Origin of the sequence: Massilia sp. CT11-137, assembly GCF_047302885.1 — a bacterium.
Classification (GTDB): Bacteria; Pseudomonadota; Gammaproteobacteria; order Burkholderiales; family Burkholderiaceae_D; genus Telluria; species Telluria orientalis.
The window spans coordinates 3,191,872-3,210,240 of sequence record NZ_JBKYMP010000002.1 but is presented as its reverse complement, the minus strand read 5'-3'; the positions used below and the strand labels follow the sequence as shown (position 1 = coordinate 3,210,240).

At 66.3% G+C, this 18,369-nt stretch carries 14 protein-coding genes; 11 read left to right on the top strand and 3 right to left on the bottom strand.

Features of this window, described 5'->3' with window-relative positions:
* Window positions 1-8: 8 nt before the first annotated feature.
* The 11 genes from ACEN98_RS31145 to ACEN98_RS31095 all read left to right on the top strand — a co-directional run bounded on the left by ACEN98_RS31145 (window position 9) and on the right by ACEN98_RS31095 (window position 15,280).
* Window positions 9-1,436, top strand: coding sequence for a tagaturonate reductase (locus tag ACEN98_RS31145; RefSeq protein ID WP_413388685.1), 1,428 nt, complete (start codon window positions 9-11; stop codon window positions 1,434-1,436).
* Window positions 1,437-1,532: 96 nt separating this feature from the next.
* Complete coding sequence (locus tag ACEN98_RS31140; RefSeq protein ID WP_413339346.1) at window positions 1,533-2,828, top strand: MFS transporter; 1,296 nt, start codon at window positions 1,533-1,535, stop codon at window positions 2,826-2,828.
* Window positions 2,829-2,861: 33 nt separating this feature from the next.
* Window positions 2,862-3,809 (top strand): sugar kinase, encoded by a 948-nt coding sequence (locus ACEN98_RS31135; protein ID WP_413388683.1) that lies wholly within the window; start codon window positions 2,862-2,864, stop codon window positions 3,807-3,809.
* A complete protein-coding gene (locus ACEN98_RS31130) occupies window positions 3,806-4,528 on the top strand; it encodes a GntR family transcriptional regulator (RefSeq protein WP_413388681.1) in 723 nt (240 codons plus the stop codon). Before ACEN98_RS31135 ends, ACEN98_RS31130 begins: the two co-directional genes overlap by 4 nt.
* 66 nt (window positions 4,529-4,594) lie before the next feature.
* Entirely contained in the window at window positions 4,595-5,845 is a 1,251-nt protein-coding gene (locus ACEN98_RS31125) for a DUF2863 family protein (RefSeq protein WP_413388679.1), read from the top strand.
* Window positions 5,846-5,960: 115 nt separating this feature from the next.
* The gene (locus ACEN98_RS31120) at window positions 5,961-7,253 is read left to right on the top strand and encodes a sensor histidine kinase (RefSeq protein WP_413388677.1); all 1,293 of its coding nucleotides are present in this window, start codon (window positions 5,961-5,963) and stop codon (window positions 7,251-7,253) included.
* Window position 7,254: 1 nt separating this feature from the next.
* Window positions 7,255-7,995, top strand: coding sequence for a LytR/AlgR family response regulator transcription factor (locus ACEN98_RS31115; RefSeq protein ID WP_413388675.1), 741 nt, complete (start codon window positions 7,255-7,257; stop codon window positions 7,993-7,995).
* A gap of 323 nt (window positions 7,996-8,318) precedes the next feature.
* Window positions 8,319-9,557, top strand: a complete 1,239-nt coding sequence (locus ACEN98_RS31110) for a glycosyltransferase (RefSeq protein WP_413388673.1) — start codon at window positions 8,319-8,321, stop codon at window positions 9,555-9,557.
* A 77-nt stretch (window positions 9,558-9,634) separates the two neighbouring features.
* A complete protein-coding gene (locus tag ACEN98_RS31105; RefSeq protein ID WP_413388671.1) occupies window positions 9,635-11,764 on the top strand; it encodes an MGH1-like glycoside hydrolase domain-containing protein in 2,130 nt (709 codons plus the stop codon).
* 74 nt (window positions 11,765-11,838) lie between these two features.
* A complete protein-coding gene (locus tag ACEN98_RS31100; protein WP_413388669.1) occupies window positions 11,839-13,359 on the top strand; it encodes an alpha-L-fucosidase in 1,521 nt (506 codons plus the stop codon).
* Between the two features lies 1 nt (window position 13,360).
* On the top strand, window positions 13,361-15,280 hold the full coding sequence (locus ACEN98_RS31095) for a glycoside hydrolase family 97 protein (RefSeq protein ID WP_413388667.1): 1,920 nt from the start codon (window positions 13,361-13,363) through the stop codon (window positions 15,278-15,280).
* On the opposite strand, the gene glf is transcribed toward ACEN98_RS31095, so the two are convergent.
* From glf to ACEN98_RS31080, 3 genes are all read right to left on the bottom strand, one after another.
* The gene (gene glf, locus ACEN98_RS31090; RefSeq protein ID WP_413388665.1) at window positions 15,281-16,435 is read right to left on the bottom strand and encodes a UDP-galactopyranose mutase; all 1,155 of its coding nucleotides are present in this window, start codon (window positions 16,433-16,435) and stop codon (window positions 15,281-15,283) included.
* A 264-nt stretch (window positions 16,436-16,699) separates the two neighbouring features.
* Window positions 16,700-17,035 carry a KGG domain-containing protein gene (locus ACEN98_RS31085; protein WP_413388663.1) on the bottom strand — a complete coding sequence of 112 codons (336 nt, stop codon included), beginning with the start codon at window positions 17,033-17,035 and terminating at the stop codon, window positions 16,700-16,702.
* A gap of 172 nt (window positions 17,036-17,207) precedes the next feature.
* Window positions 17,208-18,329, bottom strand: a complete 1,122-nt coding sequence (locus ACEN98_RS31080) for a mechanosensitive ion channel family protein (RefSeq protein ID WP_413388661.1) — start codon at window positions 18,327-18,329, stop codon at window positions 17,208-17,210.
* Between the last annotated feature and the right edge of the window lie 40 nt (window positions 18,330-18,369).

The window sequence follows — 18,369 nt, the reverse complement described above, 5'->3', positions numbered from 1 at the left end:
GCAGACCCATGACTCAACTTCGTCGTACCACTCCGTTCGCACTGCCGGTCAAGATCCTGCAGTTCGGGCAGGGGAATTTCATGCGCGGTTTCTTCGACTGGCAAATCGACCTGCTCAACGAGCGCACGGGCCTGGATGCCGGCGTCGTCGTCGTGCGCCCGCGCGGCGGTGGCTCGGCCCCGCTGCTGGACGTGCAGGACGGCCTGTTCACCGTGCTCGTGCGCGGCCTGGACGAGGCGGGGCTGCCCGTGAAGCAGTACCGCAAGGTCGAATGCGTGCAGCGCGAGATCGATCCGGCCACGATGTATGCCGACTACCTGGCCCAGGCGGCCAATCCGGACCTGCGCTTCATCGTCTCCAACACGACGGAGGCGGGCATCGTCGTCAACGACACCGATGGCCAGGCCGACGCGCCGCCCGTGACGTTCCCCGCCAAGCTCACGCAACTGCTGTTCGCGCGCTACCAGGCGTTCGACGGCGCACAGGACAAGGGCCTCATCCTGCTGCCGTGCGAACTGATCGACAAGAACGGCGAAGCGCTGAAGAACGCCGTGCTGCACTATGCGCGCCTGTGGGACCTGCCGGCCGGCTTCGCCGCGTGGATCGGCGACGCCTGCACGTTCTGCAGTACGCTCGTCGACCGCATCGTCACCGGCTACCCGGCCGCGGACGCCGCGCAGATCGAGCAGGAACTGGGCTACGCGGACCCGTTCCTCGTCGCGGCCGAGTACTACTACCTGTTCGTGATCCAGGGCCCGGCGGCGGTCGGGGAAGAGCTGAAGCTCGCGGGCGCGGACCTCAACGTGAAGCTCGTCGACGACATCACGCCGTACAAGAAGCGCAAGGTCGGCATCCTGAACGGCGGCCACACGACGCTCGTTCCGGTCGCGCTGCTGGCTGGCCTGGAAGCGGTCGGTCCGGCCGTCGACGATGCGCAGGTGGGCGCGTTCCTGCGCGCCGCCATCGATGACGAGATCATCCCGGCGCTGGAGATGGACCGCGTGGAACTGGAAGCGTTCGCCGCCGACGTGCTGCGCCGCTTCCGCAACCCGGCCATCCACCACCGGCTCGCGGCGATCGCGCTGAACAGCTGGAGCAAGTTCGCCGCGCGCGTGCTGCCGCAGCTGCTGCGCTACGCCGAACTGCACGACGGCCGCCTGCCGCGCCGCCTCGTGCTCGCCATGGCCGCGACGATGGTGCTGTACCGCGGCGGCGTCATCGACCTCGCGGACGATCCGGCCACGCTGGCCTGGTTCAAGGCAGGCTGGGACAAGGTCGGCAGCGGCGCGTGGTCGCTGGACGACCTGGCCCGCGGCTGGCTCGCCCACGCCGCGCTGTGGGGCAGGGACCTGAATTCGGTGCCGGGACTGGCTACGCAACTGGCCGCGAACCTGCGCGACATCGAACAGCAGGGCATCCGCGCACTGCTGGCGTAAGGCACTCACTATCAACGACAGAAGAAGCCGCAGGCGCACCCGCGCCGAGCGGCCAGGAATCTTGCGCGCCTAGAAAACGGCGCCGGAGGAGACAACATGAGCAAAATGAAGGGCATGCGCTGGTGGATGGTGGGCCTGGTCACGCTGGGCCTGATCGTCAACTACCTGGCGCGCAACACGCTGTCCGTCGCGGCGCCGACGATGATGGCCGACCTGCACATCGACACGAAGCAGTACTCGTACATCGTCGTCGCGTGGCAGGTCTGCTACGCCGTCATGCAGCCCGTGGCCGGCTTCGTGCTGGACGCGATCGGCACCAAGATCGGCTTCGCCGTGTTCGCGTTCGCATGGTCGCTGGCCTGCGCCTGCGCCGCGCTGGCCTCCGGCTGGCAGAGCATGGCGTTCTTCCGCGGCCTGCTCGGGCTGACGGAGGCGGCGGGCATCCCGGCCGGCGTCAAGGCGACGACGGAGTGGTTCCCCGCCAGGGAGCGGTCGGTCGCCATCGGCTGGTTCAACATCGGCTCGTCGATCGGCGCCCTGTGCGCGCCGCCGCTCGTCGTGTGGGCGATCCTGCACGCGGGCTGGAAGTCGGCGTTCGTCATCGTGGGCGTGCTGGGCATCGCGTGGACCCTGTTGTGGGCCGTGTTCTACAAGCACCCGCGCGACCAGAAACTGCTGTCCGATGCGGAGCGCGATTACATCCTGGCGGGCCAGGAAGCGAAGCACCAGGACAGCGCCGCGAAGGCGTCGTGGCGCGAGATCGTCAGGAACCGGAACTTCTGGTCGATCGCGATCCCGCGCTTCCTGTCCGAGCCGGCGTGGCAGACGTTCAACGCGTGGATCCCGCTGTACATGGCGACCGAGCGCCACATGGACCTGAAGGAGATCGCGGTGTTCGCGTGGCTGCCGTTCCTCGCCGCTGACATCGGCTGCGTGCTGGGCGGCTATCTGTCGCCGTTCGTGCACCGGCATTTCAATGTTTCCCTGTTCGCGTCACGCAAATGGGTCGTCGCGTTCGGCGCGCTGTGCATGATCGCCCCGGGCTGCATCGGCCTCGTGGCCAGCCCGTACACCGCGATCTTCCTGCTGTGTATCGGCGGCTTCGCGCACCAGACGCTGTCCGGCGCGCTGTACGCGATCACGTCCGACGTGTTCGGCAAGAACGAAGTGGCGACGGCCACCGGGCTGGCCGGCATGTCCGGCTACCTGGGCGCGACCCTGTTCACGCTGGTGTTCGGCATCGTGGTCACGCACGTGGGCTACAGCCCGCTGTTCGTCGTGCTGGCCGTGTTCGACGTGCTGGCGGCGGTCGTCGTGTGGACCATGGTCCGCGACGGCGGGCCGCGCACGCCCCGCAAGACAGATGCCCCGGCCGTCGCCGGCATCCGGTAAACTCTCGGCCGATACTCAACACAAGGACTCACGATGGCAGCACACACCGTCTACGCGATCGGCGAATGCATGATCGAACTGCAGAAGCACGGCGACCAGGGCACGCTCGACTACCGCTTCGGCGGCGACACGCTGAACACGGCAGTGTACATGGCCCGCCTGCTCGATCCGGCGGTCGCGAACGTCGCGTACGTGACGGGCCTGGGCCAGGACGGCATGTCCGCCGAGATGCTGGCCGCGTGGGAGCGCGAAGGCGTCGCCACCGCCAGCGTGCTGCGCCTGGCGGACCGGCTGCCCGGCATCTACATGATCGAGACGGACCCGGACGGCGAGCGCCGCTTCCACTACTGGCGCAAGGATTCCGCCGCGCGCCACTGGATGGCGGCGCCGGGCGCGGACCGGGTGCTCGCGCAACTGGCCGGGGCGCGCATGGTGTACCTGTCCGGCATCAGCCTCGCGATCCTGTCCCCGGGCGACCGCGACGTGCTGATCGCGACGCTGGCGCGGTGCCGCGCGGCGGGCGGCAAGGTCGTCTTCGACAACAACTACCGGCCGCGCCTGTGGGAGAGCGCGGACACGGCGCGCGACGTCTATGGCCGCGTGCTGGCCCATGCGGACATCGCGCTGCTCACGCTGGACGACGAGGTCGCGCTGCATGGTCCGGGCGCTGCGCGCGACGCGATCGAGCGCACGCGCACGCTGGGCGTGGGCGAGATCGTCGTCAAGTGCGGCGGCGATCCGGCCGTCGTCTGGCACGACGGCACGGTGCACGAAGTGGCGCCGGAACCCGTGAACGACGTGGTCGATACGACGGCCGCCGGCGATTCGTTCGGCGCCGGGTACATGGCCGCGCGCCTGTCGGGCAACGGGCCAGCCGACGCGGCGCGCGCCGGGCACCGCCTGGCCGGCACGGTGATCCGCCACCGCGGCGCGATCATTCCGCGCGACGCGATGCCGAATTCGCTACACTTCCGACCATGAACCAGGCCCCACCCAATCCCGTGGCCGAGGCCGAGAGCGGCCTCTCCGCGTCGCGCCGCGTCTACCTGTGCCTGCGCCGGCGCATCGTCGAGATGGACATGCTGCCGGGCACCCGCGTCGTCGAGCGCGACATCGCCGAGGAGTTCGGCACGAGCCGCACGCCCGTGCACGAGGCCGTGCAGCGCCTGGCGGACGAAGGCCTGATCGAGATCGTGCCCCGCTCGGGCACGTTCGTGTCCCGCATCCCGCTCGACGCGCTGGACGAGGCCAACCTCGTGCGCCACGCGCTGGAGACGGCGATCATCGAAAAGGCGGCCGAGCGCGTGGGACCGGACGACATGGCACGCCTGCGCGCGATCCTGGCCGAGCAGGAGGCTGCCATCACCGCGAACGACTTCGGCACGTTCCACCGCACGGACGAGCGCTTCCACGCGCTGCTGGCCGAGCTGTCCGGCTACCCGGGCGTGTGGCCGATCATCCAGCAGGCCAAGACGCAGATGGACCGCTACCGCCAGCTCACCCTGCCGCTGGAAGGCCGCATGGCCGGGGTGCTGGAAGAGCACCGATCCGTCGTCGACGCGATCGAGGCGCGCGACCCGGCCCGCGCGGTGGCCGCCATGCGCGAACACCTCGACCATGTGATGCCGGTGCTCGAAATCACCCGCAAGCTGCGTCCGGAATTCTTCACCACCCACCTCGACGCGCGCCCCCCACGCTGACGCGTTTTTCGCCCCGCGCGACCGATTTGTTACCATGGTGGCTCGTAAACTTTGATGAAGTCAGCCATGCCCAACAACAAGCGCCCGGCCAAGGGCCCGTCGGCCCAGCCCAACCGAAGGTCAGCGACGCCGGCCAGGCCGGCCAAGGCCGCCAAGCCGGTGGAAGCGGATCCCGACGAGCTGGCCCAGAATCTCGTCGACCTGGCGCTCGAGATCACCGAGCGCGAAGGCCCCGACGCGGCCACGCTCACCGCGCGCCAGGAAGAACTGACCGTGCTCGTGCGCCGCATGCTGCGCCGCAAACACGACGACGTGCTGTACGGCGCCATCGAAGTGGCGAAGTACACGGATCCCGATTGCTGCCGCCTGCTGCGCGAGCGCGTGGAAGAAGAGGCCGCCACCTACCACGTCCGTGACGACGAGACCGAACTGGAAATCGACGCCTTCATGATCCCGCTGTTCGTGCACAGCACGGGCGGCCTCGTGCAGGAAGACGTGTTCCGCGACGACGCTGATTTCGACGCCCTGATGGACAGTTTCCGGCAGTCCGGCCTGGCCAGCGCCGCCACCCGCATCGTGCTCGTGCGCCACCTGTACGACCTCGACGCCGTTGACCGCATCCGCTACAGCCACCTGCAGGAGATGCTGCGCGAAGCCGCGCAGGCGCTGCGCTCGCGCAAGCTCGTCGCCACGCCCGCCATCGAGGCCAGCATGCGGCCGTGGATCGGCGGCGACTACGAGCCGGAAGACGAGGCGATGGAACTGCGCTTCCTGCTCGGCTTCGCGCTGAAACCGGCCGACGATCCGTTCTACAAGGTGCCGTCCGGCGAGGCCGCGTCCGATGCGTACTTCGAAGGCCGCATGGCCCGCTACCGCATGTGGGCCGGCAGCGTGTCGCCGCTGCTGCAGCGCTGCCTGTCGCGCCATCCGGCCGGGATCGAGCTGAACTTCCTGTACCAGGACCTGTTCTACGGCGCCAAGGAGCAGGGCGTGGGCGAGCTGTCGATGCTCGCCACCCTGGCCGAGGTCAACCAGAAACTGGAAGAGCAGCAGCGCCCGCCGGACCGCATCAAGGCCGTCGTCGCGCCGCTGGAAGCCAACGGCGAGCCAGTCCTGAGGATCAACCTGTACCCGCTGGACGGCGGCGCGCCGCTGGCCACGGTCGACAAGCCGCTCGACCTGGCCGCCCACCTGGAGGCCGAGCTGGAAGACTTGTGCGATGCGCTGGGCACGGTCGGCCTCGACGGCGTGCTGCTGGCGCGCAGCTTCGACGCCGCCGGCGAACCGGAAGACGCGGAACCCTATCTTTCGGCCTGAGGCGTTCAAACCCGGAAAAACGCATTCATGCCGCGGGCGTCCCCCTTCGTCGCATCGTCCGCCGAGTCATCATGGCGTCGCTACAATGATCCTTGTCGAACGTTACAAGGGGTCCATGATGACTGTTCCATTCCGCCTGCCGGCCGTGCCGCAGGACCACAAGCTGGCACGGCGCTATATCGTGCAAACGATCCTGCGGCATGGTGCGACCGTCGTGCTGGCGTGGGTGGTCATCCTTGCATTCGGGCTGATCCTCGCATGGCGCTTCGAAAGCCTGCGCCATCTCGACGTCTGGAACCTGCCCACCACGCTGCTGGTGTCGCTGGTGTTGCCGTTGCTGGGATGCAGCGCGACCGCCATCGGGCTGGCCCGGCAGCATCTCGATGGTTTGCGGGCGTCCGGTACGCCGCTGACCAGCGACTGGATGGCGGTGCGTGTCAACCGTGAAACGAGCACGGCGTTCGACCCGATGACGACATTCGATCTCTGCGCCGAAGTCCTGTCCAGTGTCGGCGCCGGTACGGCGCTGGGCAACGGGGGTTCGCCCGCATTCGACCACGATCCGTTCCACGGAACGATGGCCCTGGGATCCCGCCGGCCGCTGCGGCTGCACAGCCATGTCCGCATCCGGATCGGCCGCGATGACGGCGGTACGACCCGTATCCGTATCGAGCACCTTCCCGGCCTGCAGTTATTCCTTGCGCCCGGCCGGGCATTGCAGGCGGTGGAAACGGTGACCGGCCTGCTCCGCGAACGCCTGCGCCAGCGTGGGCTGGCGATCGAGACGGCCCGGCGCGCGCAAGAACTCGAACGGGCGGCGCTGCATGCCCGGCTGAGCGCCCTGCAGGCCCAGGTGGAGCCGCATTTCCTGTTCAATACGCTGGCCAACCTGAAATACCTGATCCGTACCGACCCGGAACGCGCCCAAGGCATGCTCGACAGCCTGGTGGGCTATTTGCAGAGCGCGCTGCACGACATGCGCGCCGTCTCCTCGACGCTGGGACGCGAACTGGCGTTGGCACGCAACTATCTGTCGCTCATGAGCGTGCGCATGGGGCCGCGCCTGCGCTTCCGGATCGATGCACCCGATGACCTGCTTGCCGTCCCGATGCCCGCGGCCATGCTGATCTCCCTGGTCGAGAATGCCGTCAAGCATGGGCTGGAACGCGCGACCCGGCCCGGCACCGTCACGATCGCCGCGCGCGCCGAAGGCGGCGCCCTGCGATTGCACGTGAACGACGACGGCGTCGGTTTCACCGACCAGGCAGGGCAGGGGTTCGGACTGTCGAACATCCACGAGCGCCTCGCCTTGCTGTATGGCGGCGCCGCATCGCTGACGGTGGCGGGGGCGCCCGAAGGCGGCGTGGAGGCGGTCCTGACCCTGCCGCTGGCCGCGACCGGAGCCTGACATGCCGGTCGCCCTCATCGTCGAAGACGAACCGTTGCTGCGCGCGGAACTCCGCGACCAGTTGCACGCCCTGTGGCCCGAACTGGAGATCGGCGCGGAGGCCGAGAACGGCATCGAGGCCGTGGCGTACGTCGAGTCCTTGCGGCCGGACGTCGTGTTCCTCGACATCCAGGTGCCGGGACTGAACGGGCTGGAAGTCGCGCGCCACATTCCGGAGGCGACCCAGGTCGTGTTCGTCACCGCCTATGCCGAACACGCGCTGCAGGCGTTCGAGACGGGCGCCGCCGACTATCTCGTGAAGCCCCTCGATACCGGGCGGCTGATGCAGACGGTCAAGCGCCTGAAGGCGCGCGGACGCGACGGCCACAGGCCGGCCGCCGATCTGTGGCGACAATTGTCCAGCCCGCCGGCACCCGTCGCCTACCTGAAATGGCTCAGGGCTTCGGTGGGCAATGTCGTGCGGCTGGTGATGGTGAGCGACGTGCAGTTCTTCCAATCCGACGGTAAATATACGCGGGTCGCCACGGCGGGCGGCGATGCGTTGATACGCCTGCCGCTGAAGGCCTTGATCGAACAGCTCGATCCCGGCCAGTTCGTGCAGGTGCACCGCGCCGCGATCGTCAACCTGCAAGCGATCGACCACATTGTCCGGGACGGGACGGCGATGGAAATCCTGCTCAAGGGCAGGCCCGAAAAGCTCGCCGTGAGCGAGGCGTACGGCCGGCAATTCCGCCAGATGTGATCCCGTTTTGCGGCACTGCACACGTCGTCACGCAAGCGTAGATGATGCCGCTTCGTAGTGATTTTTCCATTGTCCGCGTAGGAGGGAACCTACAATTTTTGGCACTCTGCCGAGCTCTCCTAGGGAGACCCGGACCGTAGGGGGGGGCGGCACGTTTCCCGATGCAAACATTGCAATGCATAAATGAAAATATTAAGAATTTTGCATGATACGATTCACTGGTCCGGCATCTGATCTGTCGGTGTTTTCCAGAGCATCGACGCATCAGGTTCCGGCCTTGAATCCAGATCAACTAGAACGCCCCAAGGCGAAAGGAAATCAACATGCCGACCCTGATCGTGTTTTGCCATCTGCGCTGGGACTTCGTCTTCCAGCGCCCCCAGCACCTCATGACTCGCCTGGCGGAACACTACCGAATCCTGTTTGTCGAGGAGCCGGTGTATGACGAGGGCAAGGCGCACCTGAAGAAGACGGCCGTTGCGCCGAACATCACGGTGTGCCAGCCGCATACCGGCATCCAGGCACCCGGCTTCCACGACGACCAGATCCCCACGCTGCAGACGCTGCTGGCCGACCTCGTCCCGGAAGGCGAGCGTCCCGTCGTCTGGTTCTACACCCCGATGGCCCTGCCGCTGCTGCAAGGCTTCGATCCGGCACTCGTCGTCTACGACTGCATGGACGAACTGGCGGCCTTCAAGAACGCCCCGAAACAACTGCTGCAGCGCGAAAACGCACTGCTGAACATCGCCGACCTCTGCTTCACGGGCGGTCCGAGCCTGTACCAGTCCAAGCGCGAGCGCCACGCCAACGCGCACTGCTTCTCGAGCAGCGTCGACGCGAAACACTTCCAGAAGGCGCTGGACCGTGACTACAGCCACCCGGAGCAGGCGCACGTCGCCCGTCCGCGCCTGGGCTTCTACGGCGTCATCGACGAGCGCTTCGACACCGACCTCGTGCGCCAGGTCGCGCAAGCGCGTCCGGACTGGCAGATCGTCCTGGTGGGTCCGGTCGTGAAGATCGACCCGGCCAACCTGCCGCGCGCGAACAACATCCACTACATGGGCCAGCGCACGTACGAACAGCTGCCGCAATTCCTGGCCGGCTGGGACGTCTGCCTGCTGCCGTTCGCGCTGAACGAGTCGACCAAGTTCATCAGCCCGACCAAGGTGCTGGAATACATGGCGGCCGAACTGCCGTCCGTCAGCACCCCGATCACGGACGTGAAGGTGCCGTACGGCGACGTCGTCGCGATCGCGGACACGCCGGAAAAATTCATCGCCGCCTGCGAACGCATGCTGGCCATGAACGACGAGCAGCAAGCCGCGCTGAAGGAGCGCATGCGCGCCATCGTCGCCAACACGTCGTGGGACAAGACGGCCGCCAGCATGCACCACCTGATCCAGACGACCGCGCCGAGCAACAAGGCCCAGCGCTTCCTGGCGCAGGCGGAACAGCGCGACTTCGACGACGTCGTCAACGCCGAGAACGTCAATCCGCTGCCGATCGCCGCACTGGCCGCGCGCATGACGCCGAAGGACGGGATGGCGAAGGCCGCGGGCTGATCGCAGAAATCGCTCAACCGGGCGATTAAATCGCGCAAACGCGCGTGACCGGTGACGAACGTGAATACAATTCGCGCATGCGAACGTATTCACTCTTCATCGCTCATTTAATCGCCCTCTTGCTGGCGGTCGTCAGCGGCGGCGCGGGAGCGCAGGGCACGGCGACCTGGATCTGGTCCCCGGGCGATTTCGAGATCTGGCTCTCCAACCGGATGCAGGTGCAGCGCGTCGAGCGCGACGTCGCCTGGCCGCCGTTCTGGCGCCTGTACCACCATCAGCCGCAGGTGAACTTCATCCGGCAGGTCGACCTGGCCGCACCGGAAGACATCGACATCGCCGTCGAAGGCATCTACAACGTCGCCATCGACGGCCAGTTCGTCCATGGCGACCAGCACCGCGTGCGCGTCCCCGCCGGCAGGCACACGCTCAACCTGCAGGTCTATAACGCGGCCTCGCCGCCGACCGTGTTCGTGCAGGGACCGACGATCCGCTCCGACGCCTCGTGGTCGGTCGGTCCGCGTCCCGGTGTGCCGGCGGCGCATGCGGCGCACTGGAACCTCAGCGCGCCGGACACGCCGCCATCCCGCTACCGCCTGCCGACCCGCGAGATCCCGGCCGTCGCCGTCGCGCGCGCGGACGGCGGCGTCCTCGTCGACTTCGGCCAGGAGACGACGGGATTCGTCAAGCTGAAGAACCTGACGGGCAGCGGCAAGGTCACCCTGTACTACGGCGAGTCGAAAGAGGAAGCGCTGTCCGCGCAGGGCGCCGAAACCCTCGACCGCTTCACGCTCGCGGACCACCGCGGCGACTTCATCGCGCCCACGTCGCGCGCGATGCGCTACGTGAACGTCCGCTTCGATGGCGGCATACGCGCCGACGACGTGACGCTCCTGTACGAATACCTGCCCGTCGCGCACCGCGGCACGTTCAAGAGTTCCGACGACGAGTTGAACCGGATCTGGGACGTCGCCCAGCGCACGCTGGAACTGAACACGCGCGAATTCTTCATCGACGGCGTCAAGCGCGACCACTGGGTGTGGTCCGGCGACGCCGTGCAAACGTACCTGATGAACTACTACACGTTCTTCGACAGCGACACGGTCAAGCGGACGACGTGGGCACTGCGCGGCGCGGATCCCGTCGACATGCACATCAACACGATCCTGGATTACTCGCTGTACTGGTTCATCGGCATCCGCGACTACTACCAGTACACGGGCGACGCGGACTTCGTGAAGAGCGTCTACCCGCGCATGACGACGCTGATGGACTTCGTGCTCGCGCGCCGCAACGCGAACGGCATGCTGGAAGGCTTGCCGGGCGACTGGGTGTTCGTCGACTGGGCCGACATGCCGAAGGATGGCGAGCTGGCCGTCATCCAGCTGCTGTTCGCCAGGAGCCTGGAAGCGATGGCGGATTGCGCGGCGCTGGCCCACGACGACGCGAAGGCCGCGACGTACCGCCAGCTCGCCGCGGAGCTGAAGACGAAGATCATGGCCGCGTTCTGGGATCCGCAACGCCAGCTGTTCATCCACGCCCGCAAGGACGGCAAGGTCAACCCGCTCGTCACGCGCCATCCGAACATGTTCGCGCTGATGTTCGGCTATCTGGACGACGCGCAGGCCGCCGCCGTGCGCCGCAACGTCCTCACGAGCGACTCGGTACCGAAGATCACGACCCCGTACATGCGCTTCTACGAACTGGCGGCGCTGGCGGAAAGCGGGCAGCAGCGCTACGTCACGGGCCAGATCAAGGATTATTGGGGCGGCATGCTGCGCGCGGGCGCGACCTGCTTCTGGGAGCAGTACGACCCGAACGTGGAGGGCGCCGCGCGCTACGCGATGTACGGCAAGCCGTTCGGCATGAGCCTGTGCCACGCCTGGGGCGCGAGTCCGCTCTACCTGCTCGGCAAATACTACCTGGGCGTGAAGCCGACGCAGCCCGGTTACGCCGCCTATGTCGTCGAGCCGGACCTGGGCGGCCTGGCATGGATCGACGGGAAAGTGCCGACGCCGCGCGGCGACATCGCCGTGTACGCGGACGCGCAGACGATCCGGGTGACGGGCGTGGCGGGGCAGGGCGTCCTGCGGTTCACGAGTGCGGGCACACCCCGCAGCGATGGCGGGACGATCCGCAGGATCGGCGAGCGCCGCTACGAGCTGGCGCTGGAAGGAGGGAAGACGGTCACTGTTGCGCGCAAAAAATAAGCTGTTGCGGGGATTCCTTGGGTGCATCTATAATCCGGGCAGTACGTTATAGATTAAAAACCAAGGAGACCGAATTGCGCCGCTCACTTCTTTCCACCCTCATCCTGTGCGGCCTGTTCGCCAGTCCGCTCGCATCCGCTGCCGACAAGGCCGTCCAGCTGACGCACGTCGCCGGCCCGTTCGCCGCCGATCCGGCCTCGCTGGACAAGTACGAAACCCCGGACTGGTTCCGCGACGCCAAGTTCGGCATCTGGTCCCACTGGGGCCCGCAGGCCGTGCCGCGCGCCGGCGACTGGTACGCGCGCAATATGTACATCTACGGCACGCCGCAGTACGAACACCATCTCAAGCACTACGGCCACCCGTCCAAGTCCGGCTACAAGGACATCATCCCATTGTGGAAGGCCGAGAAATTCGATCCCGACGCCCTGATGGCGCTGTACGCCAAGGCCGGCGCGAAGTATTTCGTCAGCATGGGCGTCCACCACGACAATTTCGACCTGTGGGATTCGAAGTACCACCGCTGGAACGCCGTCAAGATGGGACCGCACCGCGACATCGTCGGCGACTGGCAGAAGGCGGCCGTCAAGGCGGGCCTGCGCTTCGGCGTCTCCGAGCACCTGGGCGCGAGCTACGGCTGGTTCGGGACCAGCCATGGGCACGACGAGGTCTTCCCGCAGCTTGGCGTGCCGTACGACGGTGCCGATCCGCAGTACGCGGACCTGTACCACCCGAAGCATGACGAGCTGTTCGGCGGCGGCCAGAAGTGGTACACGAAGGACGCGGCGTATCACCAGGAATGGTTCAACCGCATCACCGACCTCGTGACGCACTACAAGCCGGACCTGCTCTACTCCGACGGCGGCATTCCGTTCGGCGACACCGGCAGGACCCTCGTCGCGAATTTCTACAACGAGAACATCAAGACGCACGGCAAGCTGGAAGCCGTGTACAACCACAAGGACATCGGCTCCGGCGAGTTCCTGCGCAAGGCCGGTGTACAGGACGTCGAGCGGGGTGTCATGAACGGCATCCAGCCGCTGCCGTGGCAGACCGACACGTCGATGGGCGACTGGTTCTATAGCGAGGGCTACAAGTACAAGACCACGCGCGACGTCGTGACCATGCTGGCCGACATCGTCAGCAAGAACGGCAACCTGCTCCTCAACGTCGTGCAGTACCCGGACGGCAGCCTGCCGCCGGAATCCCGTAAATTCCTCGACGAGATGGCAGCGTGGATCCAGGTCAACGGCGAAGCCATCTACGGCACGCGGCCGTGGAAGACGTTCGGCGAAGGCCCGACCAAGACCGAGGGCGGCGCGTTCAAGGAAAACGCGGACTATACGGCCGCCGACATCCGCTTCACCACCAAGGGCGGATCCGTGTACGCCATCACGCTGGGCGAGCCGAAGGTGCAGGTGCGCATCGCGTCGCTCGGCGCGAAGGCCGGGCTGGAAAAGCGCCCGGTCAAGTCGGTGTCGCTCGTGGGCGCCACTGCGCCGCTGCGCTGGGAGCAGCAGGACGACGCCCTCGTGATCGACGTGCCGGCCAGCCTGCCGACCACGATCGCCTCCAGCTTCAAGATCGGATTCTGACATGAACATGCGCATGTTGACGCTGGCGGTGCTGGCCGCCTTCAGCGGTACCGCGGCCGCCGCTTCCACGGGGCAGGTCGCGGTGACGTCGCCGAACGGGCGGGCCGTCATCAAGATCGCGCGGGACGGCGGCAGCTACGCCGTGACGCGCGGCGGCGAAACGGTGATCGCTACGTCGCCGCTGGGCCTCGAATTCGACGGCCAGCCGGAGTTCGGCGCGCTGGTGCTGGAAAAGGTCACCAGGACGAGCGCGGACCGCGCCATTCCGCTCGTCGCGACGAAGGCGTCGAGCGCGCGCGACCGCTACCGCGCCGCGACGCTCCAGTTCCGCGACCGCGCGGACGCCACGCGCCGCCTGCTCGTGGACGTGCGCGCGTACGACGACGGCGTCGCCTTCCGCTACCGCATCGACGGCAGCGATCCGGTCCACCTGCGCGGCGAAAAGACGGGCTTCGTGCCTGCGGGCGATCCGGACTGCCTGATCTCGGTGTTCGACGGCGCGCATGAAGTGCCGTTCGCACGCCAGAAGATCGCCCAACTGGACGACAAGAAGGGCTACGACGTGCCGGTCGTGTGCACGACGCCGTCCGGCCGCACCGCCTATGCGATCACCCAGGCCAACCTCGGGGGCTACACGGGTGCTTCCCTGTGGCGCGATGGCGCCGGCCTGCGCGTGCATCTGTCGCCGGTGCCGGGCCGCGCCGCGCCCGTGTACGCATCGCAGGGTGGGTTGCAGACCGCCTGGCGCGTCGTCATGCTGGGCAACCGGCCGGGCGATTTGATCGCCTCGAACCTGGTCGGCAACCTGAATCCCGCCGCGCAGGGCGATTTCAGCTGGGTCAAGCCCGGCAAGGCCGCATGGGACTGGTGGTCGGGTCCGCTCATGGGCATGAAGCCGGATATGGCGGCCTACCGCCGCTTCATCGACTTCGCCGCCGCATCGGGGTTCCCGTACTACCTGATCGACGCGGGCTGGTCCAAAGGCGCCAACGCCGACGCCTGGGTCGCGCTGCCGACCACCGACATCACCCGCACCGCCGACGGCATCGACATGCCGGAACTGGTGCGCTACGCGGCCTCGAAGGGCGTCGGGCTGATCCTGTGGGCCCACTGGGAACACGTCGCGGCGCGCATGGACGAGGTGCTCGACACCTACGCGCGCTGGGGCATCAAGGGCGTCAAGATCGACTTCATGAGCCGCGACGACCAGGACATGGTCGATTTCTACGAACGCGTCGCGCGGGCCACGGCCCAGCGCCACCTGCTGCTGGACCTGCACGGCGCCTACGTGCCCGCCGGCCTGCAGCGCACGTATCCGAACTTCATCACGCAGGAAGGCGTCCTGGGCGCGGAGTGGAGCAAGATGCAGAAGAAGGTCACGCCCGAGCACAACCTGATGCTGCCGTACACGCGCATGCTGGCCGGGCCGATCGATTACACGCCGGGCGGCTTCCGCAACGTCGCGCCCGCGGCCTTCCAGGTACGCGCCGAGCTGCCGTTCGTGCAGAACACCCGCGGCCAGGAACTGGCGAAGTACGTGGTGTACGACAGCCCGCTGCAGATGGTGTCCGACGATCCGGACGCCTACCGCAACGCCGAAGGCTTCGATTTCATCCGCAAGGTGCCCACGGCGTGGGACGAGACCCGTTTCCTGTCCGGCGAACCGGGCAAGGACATCGTGCTGGCGCGCCGCCAGGGCACGACGTGGTACGTGGGCGCGATGTCCGCGGACGAGGGTGCGACGACGAAGCGCGTGCCGCTGGACTTCCTGCCGGCCGGGCGCTACAAGGCGACGATCTGGGAAGACGGCGCCACGCCGAACAACGTCAAACTGCGCGAAGCGGACGTGACGGCGCGCGACGCCCTGGCCCTGGAACTGGCGGGGGCGGGCGGCGCGGTGGTGATCCTCGAAGCCCGGTGATCAGGCCAGCGGGTCGATCGCGAAGGCGGGCATCCGGACGTTTTCGCGCGCGGCCTCGAGGAACTTGTCTGCGGTGAGCAGCGCCTCGTGGATGGTCACGTCCATGTCGAGGTAGCGGTACGTGCCGAGCCGGCCGACGAAAGTCACGTTCGGCTCGGTGCGCGCCAGGTTCACGTATTTTTCCAGCTGCGCCTTCTCGCGCGCCTGGCGGATCGGGTAGTACGGCGTATCGTTTTCCTCGCACTGGCGGCTGTACTCCATGTAGCAGATCGTGCGCTCGTGCTGTTCCCACGGCGAGAAGTGCTTGTGCTCGGTGATGCGCGTATAGGTCTGCGAATCGTCGCAGTAGTTGATCACGGCGTTGCCCTGGTAGTCGCCGGTGTCGCGGAAGACTTCGAAATCCAGCGTGCGGTACGGCAGGCGGCCTTCGACGTGCTTGAACCAGGCGTCGATCGGGCCGCTGTAGAACACGTGGTCGTAGTCGGACCTGGACGCCGGATCGAAGCGCGTCCCGAGGTGCACCTTGATGCCCGGCACCTTCAGGATGTTTTCCACGAGCGCCGTGTAGCCGTCCTTCGGCATGCCCTGGTACTTGTGGTTGAAGTAGTTGTCGTCGTAATTGAAGCGCACGGGCAGCCGCTTCAGGATGCTGGCCGGCAGTTCGCTCGGATGCAGGCCCCACTGCTTCATCGTGTACGTCTTGAAGAAGGCTTCGTACAGTTCGCGGCCCACGAAGCGCAGCGCCTGTTCCTCGAACGTCTGCGGATTCTCGATCGACTTGTCGCCCAGCGACTGGATGAACGCCTGGGCTTCGGCGGGACGGAAGGTCTTGCCGAAGAACTGGTTGATCGTCAGCAGGTTGATCGGCAGGGTGAACACGCGGTTGTTCGTGATCGCCTTCACGCGGTTCACGTAGGGCATGAATTCCGCGAAACGGTTGACGAATTCCCACGCCCGTTCGTTATCGGTGTGAAAAATGTGCGGTCCATACACATGGACCATGACGCCGGTCTCGCTGTCGCGCTCCGAGTGGCAATTGCCCGCGATGTGGTCGCGGGCCTCGAAGATCTCGACGTTGTAGCCCGCATGGGCCAGCTGGTGGGCAATGACAGCTCCGGAAAACCCAGCACCGACAATGGCAATATTTTTTTTCATTCGCTGATCCTGTTTGAAAAGTGATGTGTGACCCATGCCCGCATGCGCTGCTGGTGACTTGCAGTTACTACACGATAGGAATGTGAAATATAGTGCCAAAAATATATCACCCCTCACCCGTTTGGCCCCGCACAATTGGATGCGGACGAATGCATGGCGATTATTCGAACGCGTCACGCAAATACAAAAACCGCCGGCCGAAGCCAGCGGTTTTCGTCACGCCAAGCGGTGAGTGATCAGCGCTTGCGCATTAACGCCTGGGCATTAACGCTTACCATCGTTCTTGTGGCTCTGCGAGCCGGCCTTGGCGTGCTGCTCCGGCGTGCCGCCGCGCGTGCTGTTACCCCGCTGATTGCCGCTCTGCGAGTTGCCAGCATTACCGCTCTGGCTGTTGCCGTCGTTCTTGTGGCTCATCGAGCCGGCACGGCGTGCTTCTTCCGAAGTGAACTCGTGGGCATTGCCCGAAGCGTGGGCGGCGCGGCCGCCTTCCGATGCGATTTCGCGCTGCTTTTGCGGGTCCATCGATGCGAAACCGCGGTTGCTGGTATCGCCGCTCTGGTTGTTGCCCTTGTTACCGCCTTGTTGGTTGTTCGATGCCATGATCGTTCTCCTTTAAGTGGGTTGAGCGCATTTGCACTTCCTCTGCCGGAGCAGCGTCTCGTGACGCCCGATCGGGAAGAGGTGAGTCCATGGTAAGCCCGTCCTTATGCATGGTGAATAGGAATTCTTACGGCTGACTTGTAGGATGAGTCTGTCCATTTTGGTGCAACAATCAGTGCACGGACGGCCCCGGCGGCATCGCATCGCCGCGGCGCAGGAAGGATTCCGCGAGCTTCGGGTCGTCCAGCCGCACGATCGACAGCGGGTGCGCGAACTCGATGCCTTCTTTCTGGAAGCGGCGGTAGATCCCGAGGAAGATCGCCTGCTGCGCATCCATGTGCAGGATGTAGTCCGGGCTGCGGAAGTGGTACACGACTTCGAAATCCAGCGACCACTGGCCCCAGCTGAAGAAGTGGGCGCGCTCGAAGTCGACGTTCTGCTGGTTCGAGACGATCTCGCGGATGATCTGCGGGATGCGGCACAGCTGGTCTTCCGGCGTGCCGTACGCGACGCGCAGGACGAACGCCACGCGCCGCGTCTGCATGCGCTTGTGGTTGTGGATGCGGCTCTTCAGCAGCTCGCCGTTGGAAAACACGACCTGCTCGCCGCCGAGCCCGCGCACGCGCGTCGTCTTGAGGCCGATGTGTTCCACCGACCCGAGCACGTCGCCCACGATGATGAAATCGCCGACCTCGAACGGCTTGTCCAGCATGATCGACAGCGACGCGAACAGGTCGCCCAGGATGTTCTGCGTGGCGAGCGCGACGGCCACGCCGCCGATGCCCAGGCTGGCCACGAGGGTCGTGATGTTGATCCCGAAGTTATCGAGGATCATCAGGGTGACGACCACCCACAGCAGCAGCCGCGAAATGAAGCACAGCACGCTGCTCGATGCGCGCCGCGCGCCGTCGACCGGGCCGATGCTGAACCGGTCGCGCCATGCGCGCAGGCCCGTGTCGCCCCAGATCGCCGCCTGCAGCAGCAGCGACGCGATGGCGATGCGGGTGACGAACTTGTCCTGCCTGGCCGTCAGTTCCAGGAACGTGCTGCCGAAATACACGGCAAACACGAGGATGAACAGCAGATACGTCTTCGACAGCATCGCCGTGACGAAGTCGTCCAGCCGGGTTTCGGTCCGGCGCGACAGCGCTTCCATGCGCCGCAGCACGAACGCGCGCAGGAACACCATCGCGACGGCACTGCCAAGCGCCACGCCCAGGGCCAGGGCCCAGTCTTCGACACCATTGTTGAGAAAGGAGACATGCCCGGATCGGGACAGGAAGGGAAACGTCATCGACATGATTCACTAAAAACGAAAGCCAGCCGCCAGTGTG